The sequence below is a fragment of the Pseudomonas sp. WOUb67 genome (genome assembly GCF_050058005.1).
GTDB classification, from domain to species: Bacteria; Pseudomonadota; Gammaproteobacteria; order Pseudomonadales; family Pseudomonadaceae; genus Aquipseudomonas; species Aquipseudomonas putida_R.
Window position 1 is genome coordinate 2494777 of record NZ_CP170112.1, and the last position, 20488, is coordinate 2515264.

The window sequence follows — 20488 nt, forward strand, 5'->3', positions numbered from 1 at the left end:
TGATGAAAATAAGCTGGACGTGGTTCCACAAGCTGGGCTCCCCGAAATGGTTCTATGCCATCAGCGGCCGCATGCTGCCATGGCTGGCCGGCGCTGCCGTGCTCCTGTTGCTGGTCGGTATCACCTGGGGCCTGGCGTTCGCCCCCCAGGACTACCAGCAAGGCAACAGCTTCCGCATCATCTATATCCACGTGCCGGCGGCGATGCTGGCGCAGTCCTGCTACGTGCTGCTGGCGGTGGCCGGGGTGGTGGGGCTGGTGTGGAAGATGAAACTGGCCGACGTCGCCCTGCAATGTGCCGCGCCCATCGGCGCCTGGATGACCGCCGTGGCGCTGGTTACCGGCGCCATCTGGGGCAAGCCGACCTGGGGCAGCTGGTGGGTGTGGGATGCCCGCCTTACGTCCATGCTTATCCTGCTGTTCCTGTACTTCGGCATTATTGCGCTGGGCCAGGCGATCAGTAATCGTGACAGTGCGTCCAAGGCCTGCGCGGTGCTGGCAATTGTCGGCGTGGTCAACATCCCGATCATCAAGTACTCGGTGGAATGGTGGAACACCCTGCACCAGGGCGCCACCTTCACCCTCACCGAGAAACCGGCGATGCCGGCGGAAATGTGGCTGCCGTTGCTGTGTACGGCGCTGGGTTTCTACTGTTTCTTCGGCGCCGTGCTGCTGCTACGCATGCGCCTTGAAGTGCTCAAGCGCGAGGCGCGCGCCAGTTGGGTCAAGGACGAAGTGTTGAACAGCCTGGGGCGGAGGGCCGCACAATGAGCTTTGCCACCTTCGGTGATTTTCTCGCCATGGGCCACCATGGCCTGTACGTGTGGTCGGCCTATGGCATCTGCCTGGCGGTGCTGGCGCTGAATGTCGCCGCGCCGCTGCTGGCCCGTCGTCGCTACCTGCAAGAAGAGGCGCGCCGTTTGCGCCGGGAGAACAACCAGTGAATCCGCAGCGCAAGAAACGCCTGTTGCTCATCGTCGGCCTGCTGGTCGGTGTCGGGGTTGCCGTCGGCTTTGCCTTGAGCGCATTGCAGCAGAACATCAACCTGTTCTACACGCCCACCCAGATCGCCAACGGCGAAGCACCGCTGGACACCCGCATCCGTGCTGGCGGCATGGTCGAGAAAGGCTCCGTGCAGCGCTCGTCCGACTCGCTGGACGTTCGCTTTGTGGTCACCGACTTCAACAAGTCGGTGCCGATCACCTACCGCGGCATCCTGCCCGACCTGTTCCGCGAAGGGCAGGGCATCGTCGCTTTGGGCAAGGTCAACGCCGAAGGCGTGGTGGTGGCCGATGAAGTGCTGGCCAAGCACGACGAGAAGTACATGCCGCCCGAGGTGACCAAGGCCCTGAAGGAAAGCGGCCAGGCCGCTGCCGGCACGGAGGCCAAGCCATGAACGCAGCGCTGGTAATCCCCGAACTCGGCCAATTGGCGATGATCCTGGCCATCTGCTTTGCCGTCGTGCAGGCCAGTGTGCCGCTGCTCGGCGCCTGGCGTGGCGACAGCCTGTGGATGAGCCTGGCGCGGCCGGCGGCGTGGGGGCAATTCGCCTTCCTGGCCTTTGCCTTCGCCTGTTTGACCCATGCCTTCATGACCGACAACTTCTCGGTCGCCTATGTGGCCAGCAACTCCAACAGCGCCTTGCCCTGGTACTACAAGTTCAGCGCCGTGTGGGGCGCCCACGAAGGTTCGTTGCTGCTGTGGGCGTTTATCCTGGGCGGCTGGACCTTTGCCGTGTCGGTGTTCTCGCGTCAGTTGCCGCAGGTGATGCTGGCCCGCGTGCTGGCGGTGATGGGCATGATCAGCGTGGGCTTCCTGAGCTTCCTGATCATCACCTCCAACCCGTTCCAGCGCCTGTTGCCGCAAGTGCCCACCGACGGCCGCGACCTCAACCCGTTGCTGCAGGACTTTGGCCTGATCGTTCACCCGCCGATGCTGTACATGGGCTACGTGGGCTTCTCGGTGGCCTTTGCCTTCGCCATTGCCGCCTTGCTCGGCGGCCGCCTGGACGCTGCCTGGGCGCGTTGGTCGCGGCCCTGGACCATCGTCGCCTGGGCCTTCCTGGGTGTCGGCATCACCCTGGGCTCGTGGTGGGCCTACTACGAGCTGGGCTGGGGGGGCTGGTGGTTCTGGGACCCGGTGGAAAATGCCTCGTTCATGCCTTGGCTGGTGGGTACGGCGCTGATTCACTCGCTGGCGGTGACCGAAAAGCGCGGTGTGTTCAAGAGCTGGACCGTGCTGCTGGCCATTGCCGCATTCTCGCTGAGCCTGCTGGGTACCTTCCTGGTGCGCTCCGGTGTGCTGACCTCGGTGCACGCCTTTGCCGCCGACCCGTCGCGGGGTATTTTCATCCTGTTCTTCCTGCTGTTCGTGGTGGGTGGTTCGCTCACCCTGTTCGCCCTGCGCGCACCGGTGGTCAAGAGCCAGGTCGGCTTCGCCCTGTGGTCGCGCGAGACGCTGCTGCTGGCCAACAACCTGGTACTGGTGGTGGCCGCGTCGATGATTCTGCTCGGCACGCTGTACCCGCTGGTGCTTGATGCGCTGACCGGGGCCAAACTGTCGGTGGGGCCGCCGTATTTCGATGCCTTGTTCCTGCCGCTGATGGCACTGCTGATGGTGGTCATGAGCGTGGGCGTGCTGGTGCGCTGGAAGGACACCCCGGGCAAATGGCTGGTCAGCATGATGACCCCGGTGCTGATCGGCAGTGCCATCCTTGCCCCGGTGGCCGGTTTTATCGTTGACGACTTCGACTGGCCGACCCTGACCGCCTTCGCCCTGGCGGCCTGGGTGGTGCTCGGCGGGCTGCGCGACATTCTCGACAAAACCCGCCACAAAGGCCTGCTCAAGGGCCTGCCTGGCCTGGGCCGCAGCTACTGGGGCATGCAACTGGCACACCTGGGCCTGGCGGTGTGCGCGCTGGGCGTGGTGCTGTCGAGCAACAACAGCGCCGAACGCGACCTGCGCATGGCCCCGGGCGAAAGCGTGGAGCTGGGTGGGTATCACTTCCTGTTCCAGGGGGCCAAGCACTTCGAAGGGCCGAACTTCATCTCCGACAAGGGTACCGTGGTGGTCAGCCGTGATGGCCGTGAAATAACCACCCTGCACCCGGAAAAGCGCCTTTACACCGTGCAGCAGTCGATGATGACCGAAGCCGGTATCGACGCCGGCTTTACCCGCGACCTGTACGTTGCCCTGGGCGAACCGCTGGAAAACGGCGCCTGGGCCGTGCGCGTACATATCAAGCCTTACGTTCGCTGGATCTGGCTGGGCGGTCTGCTGACCGGCCTGGGCGGGTTGCTGGCGGCACTCGACCGGCGCTACCGCGTCAAGGTCAAGACCCGGGTGCGTGATGCCCTGGGCGTGTCTGGAGCAACTGCATGAAGCGTTGGATCATGGTAGTCCCCCTGGCAGTGTTCCTGCTGGTGGCGGTGTTCCTCTACAAGGGGCTGTTCCTCAAGCCCGACGAGCTGCCTTCGGCAATGATCGGCAAACCGTTCCCGGTGTTTTCCCTGGCTTCGACCCAGGGCGACCGCACCTTGACCCAGGCCGACTTGCAGGGCCGCCCGGCCCTGGTCAACGTGTGGGCCACCTGGTGCCCGTCGTGCAAGGTCGAGCACCCGTACCTCAACCAGCTGGCGCAGCAGGGCGTGGTGATCCACGGGGTCAACTACAAGGACGACAACGCCGCCGCGCAGAAATGGCTGGCCGAGTTCCACAACCCCTACCAGCTGGACATCCGTGACGAGCAGGGCAGCCTGGGCCTGGACCTTGGCGTGTACGGCGCCCCGGAAACCTTCCTGATCGACGCCAAGGGCATCATCCGCTACAAGCACGTGGGCATTGTCGATGCCACTGTCTGGCGTGAACAGCTGGCGCCGCTGTACCAGGGCCTGGTCGACGAGGCCAGGCCATGAGGCGCTGGCTGGCAGCTGCCGTGCTGGGCATGAGCCTGGCCGGTGTGGCCAAGGCGGCCATCGACACGTACCAGTTCCGCGACGACGCCGAGCGTGAGCGCTACCAGCAGTTGACCAAGGAACTGCGTTGCCCCAAGTGCCAGAACCAGGACATTGCCGACTCCAACGCGCCGATTGCCGCCGACCTGCGCCGAGAGATCTTCCGCATGCTTGGCGAAGGCAAGAGCAACCAGCAGATCGTCGACTTCATGGTCGACCGCTATGGTGACTTTGTGCGCTACAAACCGGCGCTCAGCGGGCGTACCTGGCTGTTGTGGTTCGGCCCGGGCATCCTGTTGGCCGGTGGTTTCGTGGCGCTGGCGGTGATCGTGCGCCGACGCCGGGGTACGGCGTTGCCGGGCAACAATGAGCTTTCCGTCGAAGAACGCGAGCGACTCGCCAAACTGCTGGAAAAAGAACAGACCCATGATTGAATTCTGGCTTAGCGCGGGCCTGCTGCTGCTCGCCGCCCTCAGTTTCCTGCTGATCCCGATCCTGCGTGGCCGTGGCCGCCAGCAGGAAGAAGACCGTACCGCCCTGAACGTGGCCCTGTACCAGGAGCGCGTCGCCGAACTGGCTGCCCAGCAGGCTGCCGGTGTACTCGATGAGGCGCAGTTGACCAAGGGCCGTGACGAGGCTGCCCGCGAGCTGCTGGCCGATACCGAAGGCGCCGAAGTTCAGCGCCAGGGCCATCTGGGCAAAGCCCTGCCGCTGCTGGCTGCAGTGCTGGTACCGCTGATGGCGCTGGGGCTGTACCTGCATTTTGGTGCCGCCGATAAAGTGGAGCTCACCCGGGAGTTCGCCGAGGCGCCCAAGTCGATGGAAGAAATGACCACGCGCCTGGAGCGTGTGGTCCAGGCCCAGCCGGAGTCGGCAGAGGCCCTGTACTTCCTGGGCCGTGCCTACATGGCCGAGCAGCGCCCGGCCGATGCTGCGCGCACGTTCGAGCGGGCGGTGGCCCTGGCTGGTCGTCAGCCCGAGTTGCTGGGCCAATGGGCCCAGGCCTTGTACTTTGCCGCCGACAAGCAGTGGAGCCCGCAGGTGCAGGCACTGACGGATGAAGCGCTGAAGGCCGACCCCAACGAGGTGACCAGCCTGGGCCTGCGCGGCATTGCCGCCTTCGAAGGCGAGCGTTACCAGGAGGCCATCGACTACTGGAAGCGCCTGCTGGCCCAGTTGCCGGAAGGCGATGCATCGCGTGATGCCCTGCAAGGCGGCATCGACCGCGCTGCCGAACGCCTGGGTGGGCCGGCAGGGCAGGCTGCAGAGCCCGCGCCGGTGGCTGCGCGGCTGAAAGTGCGGGTGGAACTGGCGGCGGCACTGAAGGACAAGGTAAAACCGGACGATACGGTGTTCATTTTCGCTCGCGCCAGCAATGGCCCGCCGATGCCGCTGGCAGCCAAGCGGGTGACGGTGGCGCAGTTGCCGATCGAAGTGGAGTTGTCCGATGCTGACGCGATGATGCCGCAGATGAAACTGTCGCAATTTGCCGAAGTCCAACTGGTTGCACGTGTTTCCCGCGCTGGCCAGCCAACCCGCGGCGAGTGGATTGGCCAGGGCGCACCGTTGCCCAGCGCCACCCAGGCGACCCAGCACCTGACCATCGACAGCCCAGACCCGTAAGAGAGCAAAGCCATGCACAGCACCGTCCGCCTGACCCTGATCACCCTGGCCCTGGGTTTGTCTGCGTGTACGGTGCATCAACCGTATGAACAGCCGGCACCACCGATCGAGCGCGTGCCGCCGCAAGGGCCGGTGGTCAAGCCGTTGCCGGGTGGGCAGCCGTCCACCCAGCCGAGCAAACCGGCGGCGATACCCAAGCCGATGCCGCGTACCTCGGCCAGCTTTGCGCCACCGCCTGGCGGGGCGAGCCACTGGGATCCGAAACTGGGTGTATATGTGTTGGAGAAGCAGCCCAATACCTTCTACCGGCAGCGTACCTATTACCGGTTTGATAATGGTTGGAGCTGGTCGCTGAGCCCGAATGGGCCTTGGCAGGAAACCGACAGTAGCGGTGTCCCTGGTGGATTAGGACGCGCATTCGCGCAATAGGTCCTGCGCTATCGTTGCTTTTTGCTTTTTGCTTTTGCATCTAAGCGCGCGGTAGCTCAGGCGCCGCAGATTGCGACTTCAGGAGGCCGAGCGCAGGGCTTGCGGAGGGAGGTGACGGGCATGGATGCCCGTCAAGCGCTGGGCCCCAGGATGGGGCCTGCAGCGCGGTCCTCCCGGGAGCAAGCCCGGAGCGAGGGGACCCCGAAGCGCAGCGTAGGGGCCGGATGATGGGAGCGCAGCGTTTTTTGGTTACTTTTTGTCGCGTTTGACAAAAAGTGACCCGCCGTAAGGGCGGAAAGGTGATTAAGCGCCACCTTCGAAAACGAATGTTGACGACGTGGTTGATGCACACGTCTCAAAGCGAAAAGCGAAAAGCGAAGCGAAACAGCGTTGGTTTTTATGGCGGGTATAGTCCATTTGCTATGGTGACGCTGATTCACCTTTTCGCCCTTACGGCGAGTCACTTTTTGTCAGACGCGACAAAAAGTAACCAAAAAACGCTGCGCTCCCATCATCCGGCCCCTGCGCTGCGCTCCGGGGTTCCCTCACTCCGGCCTCGCTCCCGGGAGGACCGCGCTGCAGGCCCCATCCTGGGGCCCAGCGCTTGACGGGCATCCATGCCCGTCACCTCCCTCCGCAAGGCCTGCGTTCGGCCTCCTGAAGTCGCGAAGATCAAGATCAAGATCAAGATCAAGATCAAGATCAAGATCAAGATCAAGATCAAGATCAAGATCAAAAACAGCGGAGCAGCACAGTACAGTTTTGCCTTGTAATTTCAATTGACTGTACTGGCTGGTGACTCCGCATAATGACGCCTCGAATTGACCCGGAGGTGGCATGCGCAAGACAGTCCTGGTACTGGTGGAAACCGTCGATGATTACCTGCCGCTGCTGGAGCAGGCCGGTTACCGGCTGATCCGCGCCCCCTCGCCGCAACAGCGCGCCGACGCCATCCAGCGCCACGCCAGTGAAATCGATGCCGTGCTCACGCGCGGCCCGCTGGGCCTGACGGCTGCCGAAATCGACGCGTTGCCCAACCTGCAGATCATCTGTGTGATCGGTGCCGGCTACGAGCAAGTCGACCTGGCTGCCGCCGCCGCGCGCGGCATTACCGTTACCAACGGCGCAGGTGCCAATGCCAGCGCGGTCGCCGACCACACCCTGGCCCTGGTGCTGGCACTGCTGCGCGACATTCCCCGTGCGGATGCCAGCACCCGCCGCGGCGAGTGGAACCGGGTGATCAGCCCCTCGGTGAGTGGCAAGCGCCTGGGCATTCTTGGCCTGGGGGCGGTGGGGCAGGCCATTGCCAAACGCGCCAACCAGGGCTTCGACATGCCCGTCAGCTACCACAGCCGCACGCCGCGCGAAAATGTGCCTTACACCTGGTATGACAGCCCCCTGTGCCTGGCCGCTGCCGTCGACATCCTGGTCGTGGCCACCCCCGGTGGCGCCAATACCCAGCATCTGGTCGATGCCCAGATACTAGAGGCGCTGGGCGGCAAGGGCTATCTGGTGAATATCGCCCGGGCCAGCGTGGTCGACACCGACGCCCTGGTGGCCGCCCTGCAGCAAGGCAAGCTGGCCGGCGCCGCCCTCGATGTATTCGACGACGAGCCGGCGGTGCCTGATGCCCTCAAGGCCTTGGGCAACACCGTGCTCACGCCCCATGTGGCCGGCCAGTCGCCGGAGGCCGCGCGCGATACCGTGACCCTGGTGCTGCAAAACCTGCAGGCATTCTTTGCCGGTGAGCCAGTACTGACCCCGGTGCGCCTGTAACCCCTTTTTCAGACATCTGCCTGGCAACGCCCGGGCAACAAGGAGTGTGTGCATGCAACTCGAAATCTTCCAGGTCGATGCCTTTTCCGCTGAACCGTTCGGTGGCAACCCGGCGGCGGTGATCCCGCTTGAAGCCTGGCTGCCGGACGATGTGCTGCAGCGCATTGCCGAAGAAAACAACCTGTCGGAAACCGCCTACTTCGTGCGTAACGGCGAAACCTTCGACCTGCGCTGGTTCACCCCGACCGTTGAAGTTGACCTGTGCGGCCACGCCACCCTGGCGTCGGCCTATGTGCTGTTCGAGCAGCTGGGTGAGCGGGCGCAGGTACTGCGCTTCAACACCCGCAGTGGCGAACTGCGCGTCAGCCGTGGCGCTGACGGGCTGCTGGCCATGGACTTCCCGGCCAAGCAACCGGCCGTCGTGGAAACCCCGGCGGGCCTGCTGCAAGCGCTGGGTTTGAGCCAGGCACAGGCGGTATACCGCAGCGATGATTATGTAGTCGTGATTGATGACGCCCTGTTGCTCGACACACTGAAGCCGGACTTTGTGGCGCTGTCGGCCTTCGACGTGCGCGGCATTGCCGTGACGGCGGCAGGGCGTGGCTTTGATTTCGTCACCCGCTGGTTCGGCCCACGGGTGGGTGTGAACGAAGACCCGGTCACCGGCTCGGCACACACCTCGCTGGCGCCAGTGTGGGCTGAGCGCCTGGGCAAGCAGGTGCTGAGCTGCGAGCAGGGCGGGGCACGCAAAGGCCAGCTGCTGTGTGAAGTACCGGGCAATGGCCGGGTGATCATCAGCGGGCGGGCGGCGTTGTACCTGCGCGGTACGGCATACATCTAAGGAAGTGCGCGGATATCTGTGGGAGCGGCCTTGCGTCGCGATTGGGCTGCAAAGCAGCCCCCCGGATTCAGCAACAGCGCGATCTTCGGGGGCCGCTTTGCGGCCCAATCGCGACGCAAGGCCGCTCCCACAAAGAGCGTGGATCTATAATTGCTGGCCCAACCCTCGCTAAAGGAACCAGCCATGGCCATGGAAAAACAAGGCACCTGCCTGTGCGGCGCCACCACGCTCAAGGTCACCGTCGACAACACCCATATCAGCGCCTGCCATTGCAGCATGTGCCGCAAGTGGACTGGCGGCCCGTTGCTGGTGGTGCATTGCAGCCAACCACCAGTGATCGAGGGGCGTGCCGCCAGTGTCTACGACTCCTCCGACTGGGCCCAGCGAGGGTTCTGCGGCCAATGCGGCACGCACCTGTATTACCGGCTGAAGGCCAACGACTTCCATGCGGTGCCGGTCGGCCTGCTGGATGGGGACCAGGAATGGGATTTCGATCTGCAGATTTTTGTCGAGCAGAAGCCCGCCTGGTACTGCTTCGCCAACCAGACCAAAGAGCTGACCGGCCAAGAAGTGTTCGAGCAGAGCAGCTGACAACCGTCTGTCGACACGTGTAGTACCCATTCCTCCCGGGAATGGCACCATGCGTATTCATCTTTTGCCCGACACGCCGCATGCAGGTAGCCTGCGCCCATCTTGAAACAGGAGCAGACACGTGAAACGCGGTGTGATGTACGCCGGCATGGCCGGTGCGTTATGGGGCATGGTGCTGATGGTTCCCGAGCTGCTGCCCGAGTTCAACCCGATGCTGCTAAGCAGCGCGCGCTACCTGATGGTCGGGGTGATCTCGCTGCTGCTGGCGCTGCCCATGGCGCGCCAGTTGCGCCAGCTGACTGCAAGCGATGCGTGGATGCTGCTGCGCTTGGCAGTGATCGGCAACCTGGTGTACTTCGTCTTCCTGGTGGCGGCGATCCAGCGGCTGGGTGTGGCCCCGGCCTCGCTGATCGTCGGTGTGTTGCCGCTGACCATCACCCTGTACGGCCGCAACGACAGCGGCGCGGTGCCCCTGGCGCGGCTGGTCGGCCCGCTGGCGCTGATTCTTGCGGGCATGCTGTGTATCAACCTGGAAACCTTCGCGTTTGCCCCCGGCGATATCGGCGACAAGCTGATGGGCCTGTTCTACGCGCTGGCTGCCCTGGCCTGTTGGACCTGGTATGCAGTGCAGAACAGCCGCTACCTGAAACAGTGCGGCCATTTCGACAGTCATCAGTGGTCGGTGCTGTGCGGGGTGATGACGGGCCTGGCCAGCCTGTTGATGGTTGCAGGCCTTGCTCTATGGCAGCCACAACAGTTGCAGGTGGAGGCGCCAATGTCGCGTTGGTGGTTGTTCTGGGCCGCCAGCCTGGCCTGCGCGGTGCTGGGCTCGTGGCTGGCCATGGCGCTGTGGAACGCCGCATCCAAACGCCTGCCGTTGACCTTGAGCGGGCAACTGATCGTGTTCGAAACCCTTTTCGCGCTGTTGTATGCCTTTCTTTGGCGCCAGACCGGGCCGAGCCTGTTGGAAGCCGCGGCGATCGTGCTGGTGGTCGGCGGCGTGCTGTGGTCGATGCGCCAGCATGAAACGCCACGTGAGCTTGCCAAACCGGTGCATTCCTGAGAAAAGGGCGGCTTTGTTTCCCCGTGTTGGAGTGTGCCCGTGAGCCAAGAACTGCAGATCATCGACCTGGTCGAGGGTGAAGGCAAAGCCGCCGTCAAAGGCGCCCTGATTACCACCCAGTACACCGGCTGGCTGGCCGACGGCAGCGAATTCGACTCGTCCTGGTCACGCGGCAAGCCGTTCCAGTGCGTGATAGGCACGGGTCGGGTGATCAAGGGTTGGGACCAGGGCCTGATGGGGATGCGCGTTGGCGGCAAACGCAAACTGCTGGTGCCTGCGCACCTGGGCTATGGCGAGCGCAGTGTGGGGGCGATACCGCCTGGTTCGGACCTGACCTTTGAGATCGAATTGCTGGAAGTGCTGACGCGGGATGATTGAAGGCTGCATTGCAACCTCAGGTTCTTGCACCCTACATATTTCAGCAACACCCATCCCCTAATCTAGGCCTTGCCTAGGGAACGGCATCCACCTCCAGGGAGGAACCAAACGGGTTCAGGGCACTCTGACCCTCACTCGTTGCCAAGGATGGCATTCACTACAAGGGCGCCCTGCAGCTGGCAGGGCGATGTGGCGGGTCAACCCGATTTTCTCTGCCACACGAGCCTGCCTTGATGAAGTTGCCAACATTCTTCCGCCGTCGTCGCCATTTGCTGCTGAGCCTGGTACTCACGGCCGTCGCCGTACCGTTGGCGCTGGAGGCTGTCGAAAGCCGGGCCGAACCGGTGGATGGCACCCAGACCCTGGTGTTCTTGCGCCATGCCGAGAAACCGGGTGAGGGGCTGGGCCAGTTGAACTGCCAGGGCCTCAACCGTGCACTGGACCTGGCAACCTTGCTGCCAGAGCGCTTCGGTAATGCCGACTACGTGTTTGCCGCCAACCCTTCGCGGCATGTCGAGGAAGGCAGCAAGGACGAAAGCTACAGCTACATCCGCCCGCTGATGACCATCACCCCTAGCGCCATCCGTCTCGGCTTGCCCGTGAACATCGACTACGGCGCCAACGACACCGAAGACCTGGCCGATGAGTTGCTGAGCGACAAATACCGCAATGCGACCATCTACACCGCCTGGTCCCACGGCTACCTGCCGGAATTGATCAACACTGTGGCCGGCAAGGCCCTGGGTGAAGAGCGGGTGATCACCGAGGACTGGAGCGGCGACGACTTCGACACCCTCTATGTACTGACCCTGACCTGGCACGACGGCAAAGCCAGCCTGCTCAGCCGCAACGTGCGGCAGGGCTTGAATGGCGGTGCGCATAGCTGCCCGACCTGATCCGCTGGTACTGTTTGGCCAGGAAGCCGAAACAGGGAAGCGTGATGAAGCAGCGGGTAACGGTAATCGGTGGCGGGGTGGTGGGCCTGGCGACGGCCTACGCGCTGGTTCGTGAGGGGCGGTCGGTTGACTTGATCGAGGCCCGCGACAGCCTGGCGTCGGCCACCAGCTTCGCCAATGGCGGGCAATTGTCCTATCGCTATGTGGCGCCGCTGGCTGATGCCGGGGTGCCGTGGCAGGCACTGGGCTGGCTGTTGCAGGGCGAGTCGCCGCTGCGCCTGCGCGTGCGTCTGGACCCGGCGCAATGGCGGTGGCTGTTGGCATTCATTCTGGCTTGCCGGCGCAGCGTCAATCGCCGTAATGCCGGGCAACTGCTGGAGCTGGCGCTGCGCAGCCAGGCCGTTCTGGCGCAATGGCGCGAAAGCCAGGATTTCGGTGATTTCAACTGGCGGCGCAATGGCAAGCTGGTGGCTTTTCGCAGCGAGCGGGCCTTTGCCCATGGCCGGGGGCAGTTGACGGACCCGGCCAGCCAGCGGGTGCTGACGGCAGGCGAGTTGCGTGTGCTGGACCCTGCCCTGGAGGGCGCACTATTTGTGGGGGGCGTGTTCACCGCGGATGAAGAGGTTGGCGACTGCCACTTGTTTTGCCAGCGTCTGGAGGCACTGTTGCGCGCTTCGGGGCAATGCCGCTTCCTGCTGGGCCGGCCAGTGACGCAGTTGGTACGGCGCCAGGACCAGGTCGTCGCGCTGCAACTGGGCGATGAACAACTGGATGTGGAGCAGTTGGTGCTGTGTGCCGGGCACCGTGGCCCAGGCTTGGCATTGCCGGGGGTGCACATACCGGTCTACCCGCTGAAGGGTTACAGCCTGACGGCACCGATCAGCGCCGGGCACCGGGCACCGGAGGTGAGCCTTACCGACTATGAACGCAAGATCGTCTACGCCCGCCTGGGGCAGCAGCTGCGGGTGGCGGCGATGGTGGACATTGTCGGCTTCGACGAGTCGGTGGAGAAGCGCAGGTTGCAGAGCATGCGGCGGCTGGCGCTGGAGACATTACCGATGGCTGCCGATTATGGCCAGGCGGTGGAGTGGGCGGGGATGCGACCGGCAACACCGACCGGGGTGCCGATCATTGGCGGGACGGTGTATCACAACCTGTGGCTGAACCTGGGGCATGGGGCCCTGGGGTTTACCTTGGCCTGTGGCAGCGCGCAGCGCGTGGCTCAAATAATGATTTCGCAGGACCGGCCTCTTCGCGGGTAAACCCGCTCCCACAGGATCACTACAAGCCTGAGTGCTGTGCGATCCCTGTGGGAGCGGGTTTACCCGCGAAGAGGCCGGAACAGGAAAGCGCTGGATCAGCGGCCAAACCGCACCGGCCAGCCCACCACCTTTTTCGCCCGCGGCGTGGCATAGGTGCGCACCTTGGAGGTGCTCAAGCCCATGCGCACCAGCGATTCGGCAATGGTTACCGCCGCGCTCACACCGTCCACCACCGGCACGCCGGTACGCTGGCGGATCTGCTCGTCCAGCCCGGCCATGCCGCCGCAACCCAGGCAGATCACTTCGGCCTTGTCGTCACGCACGGCGCGTTCCGCCTGCTCGACAATCGCCTCCACGGCCCGTTGCGGGTCGGCTTCCAGTTCCAGCACCGCCAGCCCGCTGGCCCGCACCGACGCACAGCGGTCATAAAGGCCGGACAGCTTCAGACGGTCTTCGATCAGCGGCACGGTGCGGTCCAGCGTGGTGACCACGGAATAGGCATGGCCCAGGTACATCGCGGTGCTGGCAGCTGCATCGGTAATGTCCACCACTGGCACGTTCAGCAATTCCTGCAGGCCTTCGCGGCCGTGTTCGCCGTATCCGGCCTGGATCACGGCGTCGTAGGGGCCCTCGTAGGCCAGTACCCGGTCCATCACGGCGATGGCAGCCAGGTAGCTTTCGAAGTTGCCTTCCACCGACTCGGCGCCAAACCAAGGGGTAAGGCCGATGATTTCGGTACCGGGCGCTGCTACGGCTCGGGCTTGCTGAGCAATGGCTTCGGTGATGGCTTCGGTGGTGTTGACGTTGGCGATCAGAATACGCATGGGCAGTCCTCCCTGATTAATGGCTGCTGTGGTCGACGGCGATGCACTCGCCGCTGGCATCAACGTAGTGGCGGTTGCGCGGTGCGATCAGCAGGTACAGGACGGCGGCGATGCCGGCACCGATCAGCCAGGAGAACGGCGCCACGCTGTGGAAACTGGGTACCAGGGCCAGCAGGATGGCCAGCAGCGCAGCGGGCACGAAGGCGGCCACGGCGCGCAGGTTGATACCTTTGCTGTAGTGGTAGGCGCCGGCCGGGTGCTCGGTGTACAGCTCCGGCACGTTGATGCAGCCTTTGCGCAGCAACCAGTAGTCGGACATGATCACCCCGTACAGCGGGCCGAGCAGGGCACCCAGGCCGGACAGGAAGTACACGATCACCAGCGGGCTGTTGTACAGGTTCCACGGCAGGATCAGCACCGCCAGGGTGGCGCTGATCAGCCCGGCGCGGCGGAAGTTCAGGTGGCGTGGCGCCAGGTTGCTGAGTACGAAGGCCGGGGCGACGAAGTTGGCCATGATGTTCACCGCCACGGTGACAATCAGGAAGGCCACGCAGCCCAGTACCAGGAACAACGTGCTGGGGATGGCGGCGACGATCTGGGTCGGGCTGTCGATGATCTGGCCGTTGATCTGGAACTGCGCGCCGCACAGCACCACGGTGATCACGGCAAACACCAGGATGTTCACCGGGAGGCCCCAGAAGTTGCCGACGCGGATGGTCTTTCGGCACGGCGAGGAGCGGGCGAAGTCACAGAAGTTCAGCACCAGGGTGCCGTAGATCGCCAGCCACAATGCGCCGCCGGCGAAGATGTTGCGCCACATGTCAACGCCGGTCAGTGGCTCGGCGACCGACCAGGCGATGCGCGCGTCGGCCTTGAAGTACATGAACACTGCCATGGCGGCAACGGTCAGCAGGATCACCGGGCCGGCGAAGGCCTCGTAGCGGCGCACCATCTCCATGCCGTACGCCAGGATCACCAGCTGCACCAGCCAGATCGACACGAAGCACACCCAGCCCAGGCTCGACAGGCCAAGGATGCTGTCATGGTCGTAGGCTGCCATTTGCGGCCACACGGCGGTAAGCAGCACGCGCAGCACCACCGAGGCCAGGTAGGTCTGGATGCCGAACCAGGCGATGGCAATGACTGCGCGGATCAGCGCCGGTATCTGTGCGCCGTGGATGCCGAAGGCAATGCGGCTGATGACCGGGAACGGCACCCCGGTTTTCTGCCCCATGTAGCCGGACAGGTTCATGAAGAAGTACACCAGCGCTGCGCCAATGGCCAGCGACAGCAGAATTTGCCAGCCACCCAGACCGAGGGCGAACAAGCCCATGGCAAACGAATAGTTGGCAATATTGTGCACATCGTTTGTCCACAACGCGAAGATGCTGTAGCCACCCCAGCGCCGCCCTTCGATGCGTGTCGGGGCAAGGTCGCGGTTGTGCAGGCGCGGGCTCAGGGCCAGTTCCGGCGCATTGCCGACGAGGTTGGAAGCGGGGTGGGTGCTGGCGACGGATAGTTCAGGGGCAAGGTCGAGGCTGCTACTCATTCCGGCGGGCTCCTGATGCACGTTGACTGCGATGAGCGGGCATGCGCACGGGCTCGCCATCTCGTCGGTGCAGCTTGGCATCACAGGGTTCTGGGCGCGGCGGCCGGCTTTGGACCGGCGTCGCGGGTTCTTGTGTATTTATGTTTTGTTCAAGTTGTATACAAAACACGAACACACAAAAGCGAGTTCCATGCCAAGGGAAAGCAAGTTTCTGCAGGTGATCATTTCGAACTTATCTTGTTGAAAGATAAGTTAATGAAATAAAGAAGATATAAGTTGACCGAATGAACAGGTTTAAATTTTATATCGACTAGTTAGTTGATCGAATGGTCAAAATTAGTGGCGGGGAGTGTGTAACGCGATGGGGCGTTTCTGAAGGAAGTGCACACAAAAATGGCACTTATGGTGACATTTGTGTGTACAAAAAATAGTCAGCTTTTCCTGCTTCGGCCTCTTCGCGGGTAAACCCGCTCCCACAGGGTCCATCACAAGCCCAGATCTGGTGAAGTACCTGTGGGAGCGGGTTCACCCGCGAAGAGGCCGGAACAAGTGAAATCATTCCATCGGCGGCAACCGCCGCTTCACCGGGCTTTTCTTGATGATGGCGGTGTTGGTCTCGGCCAGCACATTGATGCGGTCAAGCAGGGTGTCCAACTGCTCCATCGAGCGCACATGCAACCGGGCAATGAAACAGTCTTCGCCGGTGACCTTGTCGCACTCGGTGAACTCGGGGATGGCAATGATCTGCCGTTCCACCTCCTGCAGCTGGCCCGGCAGTGGGCGGATGCGCACGATGGCCTGCAACTGGTAGCCAAAGGCGCGCGGGTCGACCTCCACGGTATAGCCGCGCAGCACGCCACGCTCTTCCAGGCGGCGCAGGCGCTCGCTGACGCTGGGCGCGGACAGCCCGCTGACCTGGGCCAGGGCTTTGAGCGAGCGGCGCGAGTCTTCCATCAGTGCATTGATCAACAGTTGGTCGATGGCATCGGTCATGGTCGCCTCATCAGGTAGTTCGCGTTATTTGCCTTGATAGTAAAGGCAAGGCTGTAAGTTTGCCTTTGTTATCCGCTGGAAGGCTTAGCGGTAACCTTTGCATACTGTTGCCATCGTCAACGGGAGGTGTGAGATGGACAGTTCAATGCGCCGCGGCTCGCTGGAAATGGTCGCCGCCATGCTGATTTCCGGGACCATCGGCTGGTTCGTGCTGGTGTCCGGGCAGCCGGTGCTCGAGGTGGTGTTCTGGCGCTGCGTGTTCGGCGCCGTGACCTTGCTGGTGATTTGCGCCGCTTTCGGCTTTTTGCGGTCTGGGGTGATCAGCCGCACGGCGTTCCTGCTGGCGATTGCCAGCGGCGTAGCCATTGTCGGCAACTGGCTGCTGCTGTTTGCCTCGTATTCCCGTGCGTCAATCGCCATCGGGACAGCGGTGTACAACGTGCAGCCGTTCATGCTGGTGGGGCTGGCGGCACTGTTCCTGGGCGAAAAGATCACCCTGGCCAAGGTTACCTGGCTGAGTGTCGCCTTCCTCGGCATGTTGGCCATCGTCAGCGCCCACGGTGCGGGGCAGGGCGGTGGCGAAGACTATCTGCTGGGCATTGCCCTGGCACTGGGCGCGGCGTTTTTGTATGCCATTGCGGCGTTGATCATCAAGCGGCTGAAAGGCACGCCACCTCACCTGATTGCATTGATTCAGGTAACCACGGGTGTGCTGTTGCTGGCGCCGTGGGTCAAGCTCGGCGGGCTGCCGGGTGAAGTGCCTGCGCTGGCCAGCCTGTTGACGCTGGGCATCGTCCATACCGGCGTGATGTACGTGCTGTTGTACAGCGTCATTCAGCGTTTGCCTACGGCGTTGACGGGGGCGCTGTCGTTCGTCTACCCGATTGCAGCCATTCTGGTGGATTGGGTGGCTTTCGGGCACCGGCTGGCGCCGCTGCAATGGCTGGGAGTAGGGCTCATTCTGCTGGCAGCGGCGGGGATGCAGCAGGGGTGGTGGTTTCGGCCGGCGCGGGTTGTAGTCAAGCCTTGAGGTGACCCTGCTGGCCTCTTCGCGGGCAAGCCCGCTCCCACAGGTACGGTGCAGGTCTTGGCCTTGTGATATTCCTGTGGGAGCGGGCGTGCCCGCGAAGAGGCCAGCAAGGTAGAATGCCGCTTTTGCCAGCCTGCGACCCACCATGACTTCCCCGATCCACACCCTTGAGCAACACCTGCTCGCCGCCCTCGACCCTGCCCCGCAGGAAACCCGCCGCCTGTTCCATGGCCGTGGCCGCTGCTGGGCAGGCCTGGAGCAGGTCACTGTCGACTGGTTGCAAGGTGTGCTGTCGGTCGCCCTGTTCCGCGAGCTGCCAGAAGGCCAGTTGGCCGAGCTGGAAGCCATGCTGCGCACTGTGGCCCAGTCCCCGCAATGGACCGGCCAGGCCATTATCATCCAGCACCGCTACCTGCCCGATAGCCCGGGCCAGTGGTTGCTGGGCGAGCCGTGCCAGCAACGCGAGGTGGTCGAGGACGGCCTGACCTACCTGCTGGACCTGGGCGTGCGGCAGAACATCGGCCTGTTCCTGGACATGCGCTACGGCCGACGCTGGGTGCGCGAGCAGGCGGCGGGCAAGCGCGTGCTGAACCTGTTCGCCTACACCTGCGGCTTCTCGGTGGCAGCGATTGCCGGGGGCGCCGAGCAGGTAGTGAACCTGGACATGGCCAAGTCGGCGCTGTCCCGTGGGCGCGATAACCATCGCCTGAATGGCCACGATGCGTCGCGGGTGGCCTACCTGGGGCATGAGCTGTTCAAGTCGTGGGGCAAGGTGCGCAAGTACGGGCCTTACGACCTGATCATCATCGACCCGCCCACCTTCCAGCGTGGCAGCTTTGTGCTGACCCAGGATTACGCGAAGATCCTGCGGCGTTTGCCGGAGTTGCTGAACGTGGGTGGGACGGTGCTGGCTTGCGTCAACGATCCGGGAATCGGGCCGGAGTTTCTCATTGAAGGGATGGCTGAGCAGGCGCCTTCGTTGGCGTTTGTCGAGCGGCTGGAAAACCCGCCGGAGTTTCCGGATGTGGACCCGGCCGGCGGGCTCAAAGCCTTGGTATTCCGTCAGGTTTGATGTTGCCCTTGCTGGCCTCTTCGCGGGTAAACCCGCTCCCACTGGGAACGCACCCGTTTGTAGGAGCGGGTTTACCCGCGAAGAGGCCGGTACAGGCGAAATCAAGCCCCCAGGGCCTGCACCGGCAGCGGATACACCTGGGCAAAGCTCACCTTGTCGGTCTGGTCCACCCGCTTCTTCAGCCGCTCGTTGAACGCCCGGCTCACGGCATACTGCCCACCGGAAATGGTGCGGAACTGCGCCGTCAGCACAAACCCGTTCAAGTCCATGCGGTCCACCCCGAACACCTGCAACGGCCCTTGCAGGTTGATGCGCAGCAGCGGGTCTTCGCTGATCGACTTGCCCACCTCATGGATCAGCGCCAGTGACGCATCCACATCACTGTCGTAGGTGAACTGCACCGAGAAGAACGCATAGGCGAACTGCCGCGACTGGTTGGTAACCGCCTTGATCTGGCCGAACGGCACCGAGTGCACGAAGCCTTTGCCATCGCGCAGGCGCAAGGTACGGATGGTCAGGCTTTCGACAGTACCGGCATGGCCGGAATCGAGCACTACCCAGTCGCCGATGGAAATGGTGTCCTCGATCAGGATGAACAACCCGGTAATCACATCCTGCACCAGCTGCTGCGAGCCGAAGCCGATGGCCAGGCCGATCACCCCGGCACCGGCCAGCAGCGGGGCTACGTTGATGCCCAGGTTGGCCATGGTGGTGATGGTGCAGATGACGATCAGGATCACTTTGATCGCATTGCGCAGCATCGGCAGGATGGTCCGTACCCGGGTGCTCGGCTGGCGCGCGCTGCGCCGGCCAACGGGTGGCTTGAGTGCTTCCTGGATGGCCGTGTCGAGTACCACCCACAGCAGCCAGGTGACCAGCAGGATCAGGCCAATGCTCGACAGCGAGTTGCTGATCGCCTGGCCCAGGCTGTTGCTCAGGGCGAAATCGACCACCGAGAAGCCCCAGATGCGCCCCAGCAGTTCGATGAAGGTGACCGCCATGGCTATACGCAGTAGTGCATGGGCGAGGCTGCGCAGCAGTTCCTTGTAGGGGCGTACCCGTTGCGCAGGGTCGGTTTCGCGCTGGGCCAGCAAGTGTTGCAGCAAGGTGCTGAGGAACACGGTCGAGACCAGCAGTACAGTGGTCAGCAAGGCCTTCTGCAGGGCCTTCTGGCTTTCTTCGCCGGCGCCGATCAGGTGAATGGCCGAAACCAGGATCATCAGCAGGATTGGCAAATACCACAGCACCGAAAAGATCCGCAGGGTTTCCTGCACGGCGCGATGCTGCACGCGGTCCTTGAAGGCGCGGTTGCGGATCAGGTGCGCGACCGGGCGGCGCAGGCGGATCACCAGGCTGGCGAAGATGAAAGTGGCAATCAGGCCCGTGGCTACGGCGATGCTGGCGGTGATGTTACCGCCCAGCTGGCGGGCGATCTGCGGGCTGGTCAGGGCGTCGCTCCAGGCCGCGAGAAAGCCGATCATGAACAGCGGGCGGGGGGCCAGGCGTTTGATCACCGCCACGGCGTCGCGTTTGTGGCCGGCATCGAACAGGGTCACCAGGCAGAGGATGATCGAAGTCGAGAACAGGCCGCTGCTAGTGGCATAGGCCAGGCTCAGGCCCAGCGCGCGGGCCACTGACGGGTCGAGGAAGCGGCTGGCGTACAGCGTCAGCGGCAGGCTGGCCAGGGCCGGCAGGGTGTAGGGCAGCAGGTAGCCGAGCAGGCTGCTGGCGCGTTTGCGTTCGCGTAGCCATGGCGTGCCTGAAGTGCGTTTGGCGACCCAGCGGCCGAGGCTGGTGAGTGCCGCGAAGCTGGCGGCCCAGGTGAGGGTGAGCAGAATGAAGTTGCTGGCCAGTTGCAGCGAATCGGTGGCCGAATGGCGGTCGACCAGGCGTTCGACTTCCTTGGCGGCGCGGTCGGTGCGCAGGCGCCAGGCATCCACCAGGTGGGCGTCCAGGTCCAGCTCCTGGGCGGCGCTGTCCAGGCCGTCGGCCAGGGCGCCAAGCAGTCCGCCTTGCAATACCGGTTCGGGTTCGGCGGGTTGTTCTTCGGTGGGGGCGGGGTCAGCGGCCAACAGGTGGGTGCTCAGCAGGCAGCCGAGCAGCAGGGTAGAGAGAAAACGCAGCACTGGAGTACTCCTTGGGCCGGGGTGAGCGGGGCAGGGTTACTCAAGGAACTGATTGCAGGTTGATGGAGAAAGTTCGAAGAAGT

Annotated in this window: 22 protein-coding genes; 18 read left to right on the forward strand and 4 right to left on the reverse strand. The window is 63.6% G+C overall.

The genetic code is table 11. The features are described from left to right. Window positions 1-2: 2 nt before the first annotated feature. From ABOC32_RS11360 to ABOC32_RS11435, 16 genes are all read left to right on the forward strand, one after another. Window positions 3-770 (forward strand): heme ABC transporter permease, encoded by a 768-nt coding sequence (locus ABOC32_RS11360; protein ID WP_043197173.1) that lies wholly within the window; start codon window positions 3-5, stop codon window positions 768-770. Beyond that, window positions 767-943: a heme exporter protein CcmD gene (gene ccmD, locus ABOC32_RS11365; protein ID WP_012273475.1), complete on the forward strand. Its 177-nt coding sequence runs from the start codon at window positions 767-769 to the stop codon at window positions 941-943. Before ABOC32_RS11360 ends, ccmD begins: the two co-directional genes overlap by 4 nt. Beyond that, complete coding sequence (ccmE, locus tag ABOC32_RS11370) at window positions 940-1395, forward strand: cytochrome c maturation protein CcmE (RefSeq protein WP_426811073.1); 456 nt, start codon at window positions 940-942, stop codon at window positions 1393-1395. The genes ccmD and ccmE overlap by 4 nt, the downstream gene beginning before the upstream one ends. Continuing rightward, a complete protein-coding gene (locus ABOC32_RS11375; protein WP_426811074.1) occupies window positions 1392-3380 on the forward strand; it encodes a heme lyase CcmF/NrfE family subunit in 1989 nt (662 codons plus the stop codon). The genes ccmE and ABOC32_RS11375 overlap by 4 nt, the downstream gene beginning before the upstream one ends. After that, window positions 3377-3913, forward strand: coding sequence for a DsbE family thiol:disulfide interchange protein (locus tag ABOC32_RS11380; protein ID WP_016498582.1), 537 nt, complete (start codon window positions 3377-3379; stop codon window positions 3911-3913). Before ABOC32_RS11375 ends, ABOC32_RS11380 begins: the two co-directional genes overlap by 4 nt. After that, window positions 3910-4386, forward strand: a complete 477-nt coding sequence (locus ABOC32_RS11385; RefSeq protein ID WP_426811075.1) for a cytochrome c-type biogenesis protein — start codon at window positions 3910-3912, stop codon at window positions 4384-4386. The genes ABOC32_RS11380 and ABOC32_RS11385 overlap by 4 nt, the downstream gene beginning before the upstream one ends. Further along, window positions 4379-5575 (forward strand): c-type cytochrome biogenesis protein CcmI, encoded by a 1197-nt coding sequence (ccmI, locus tag ABOC32_RS11390; RefSeq protein WP_426811076.1) that lies wholly within the window; start codon window positions 4379-4381, stop codon window positions 5573-5575. Before ABOC32_RS11385 ends, ccmI begins: the two co-directional genes overlap by 8 nt. Before the next feature lie 12 nt (window positions 5576-5587). After that, entirely contained in the window at window positions 5588-6004 is a 417-nt protein-coding gene (locus tag ABOC32_RS11395; protein ID WP_234228958.1) for a hypothetical protein, read from the forward strand. A 617-nt stretch (window positions 6005-6621) separates the two neighbouring features. Then, entirely contained in the window at window positions 6622-6777 is a 156-nt protein-coding gene (locus tag ABOC32_RS11400) for a hypothetical protein (RefSeq protein WP_426811077.1), read from the forward strand. 64 nt (window positions 6778-6841) lie between these two features. Next, entirely contained in the window at window positions 6842-7780 is a 939-nt protein-coding gene (locus ABOC32_RS11405; protein ID WP_426811078.1) for a 2-hydroxyacid dehydrogenase, read from the forward strand. A 52-nt stretch (window positions 7781-7832) separates the two neighbouring features. Continuing rightward, window positions 7833-8621, forward strand: a complete 789-nt coding sequence (locus ABOC32_RS11410; RefSeq protein WP_426811079.1) for a PhzF family phenazine biosynthesis protein — start codon at window positions 7833-7835, stop codon at window positions 8619-8621. Window positions 8622-8804: 183 nt separating this feature from the next. After that, window positions 8805-9212 carry a GFA family protein gene (locus ABOC32_RS11415; protein ID WP_426811080.1) on the forward strand — a complete coding sequence of 136 codons (408 nt, stop codon included), beginning with the start codon at window positions 8805-8807 and terminating at the stop codon, window positions 9210-9212. A gap of 121 nt (window positions 9213-9333) precedes the next feature. Continuing rightward, entirely contained in the window at window positions 9334-10275 is a 942-nt protein-coding gene (locus ABOC32_RS11420) for a DMT family transporter (protein ID WP_426811081.1), read from the forward strand. A 39-nt stretch (window positions 10276-10314) separates the two neighbouring features. Further along, window positions 10315-10653: an FKBP-type peptidyl-prolyl cis-trans isomerase gene (locus ABOC32_RS11425; RefSeq protein WP_016498588.1), complete on the forward strand. Its 339-nt coding sequence runs from the start codon at window positions 10315-10317 to the stop codon at window positions 10651-10653. A 233-nt stretch (window positions 10654-10886) separates the two neighbouring features. After that, a complete protein-coding gene (locus tag ABOC32_RS11430) occupies window positions 10887-11549 on the forward strand; it encodes a histidine phosphatase family protein (protein WP_234226745.1) in 663 nt (220 codons plus the stop codon). A 44-nt stretch (window positions 11550-11593) separates the two neighbouring features. Next, window positions 11594-12811 (forward strand): D-amino acid dehydrogenase, encoded by a 1218-nt coding sequence (locus tag ABOC32_RS11435; RefSeq protein ID WP_426811082.1) that lies wholly within the window; start codon window positions 11594-11596, stop codon window positions 12809-12811. A gap of 95 nt (window positions 12812-12906) precedes the next feature. Here ABOC32_RS11435 and ABOC32_RS11440 read toward each other — a convergent pair whose 3' ends face one another. The 3 genes from ABOC32_RS11440 to ABOC32_RS11450 all read right to left on the reverse strand — a co-directional run bounded on the left by ABOC32_RS11440 (window position 12907) and on the right by ABOC32_RS11450 (window position 16177). Then, the gene (locus ABOC32_RS11440; RefSeq protein ID WP_426811083.1) at window positions 12907-13635 is read right to left on the reverse strand and encodes an aspartate/glutamate racemase family protein; all 729 of its coding nucleotides are present in this window, start codon (window positions 13633-13635) and stop codon (window positions 12907-12909) included. Window positions 13636-13651: 16 nt separating this feature from the next. After that, window positions 13652-15184: an NCS1 family nucleobase:cation symporter-1 gene (locus ABOC32_RS11445; RefSeq protein ID WP_426811084.1), complete on the reverse strand. Its 1533-nt coding sequence runs from the start codon at window positions 15182-15184 to the stop codon at window positions 13652-13654. Between the two features lie 555 nt (window positions 15185-15739). Further along, complete coding sequence (locus tag ABOC32_RS11450) at window positions 15740-16177, reverse strand: Lrp/AsnC family transcriptional regulator (protein ID WP_019473363.1); 438 nt, start codon at window positions 16175-16177, stop codon at window positions 15740-15742. Window positions 16178-16310: 133 nt separating this feature from the next. On the opposite strand from ABOC32_RS11450, the gene ABOC32_RS11455 reads away from it, so the two are divergent. Further along, window positions 16311-17207 carry a DMT family transporter gene (locus ABOC32_RS11455; RefSeq protein ID WP_426811085.1) on the forward strand — a complete coding sequence of 299 codons (897 nt, stop codon included), beginning with the start codon at window positions 16311-16313 and terminating at the stop codon, window positions 17205-17207. Between the two features lie 145 nt (window positions 17208-17352). Continuing rightward, window positions 17353-18279, forward strand: a complete 927-nt coding sequence (locus tag ABOC32_RS11460) for a class I SAM-dependent methyltransferase (protein ID WP_426811086.1) — start codon at window positions 17353-17355, stop codon at window positions 18277-18279. 101 nt (window positions 18280-18380) lie between these two features. Here the strand turns inward: ABOC32_RS11460 and ABOC32_RS11465 are convergent, their stop codons facing one another. Then, window positions 18381-20405, reverse strand: a complete 2025-nt coding sequence (locus ABOC32_RS11465; RefSeq protein ID WP_426811087.1) for a mechanosensitive ion channel family protein — start codon at window positions 20403-20405, stop codon at window positions 18381-18383. Window positions 20406-20488 lie beyond the last annotated feature (83 nt).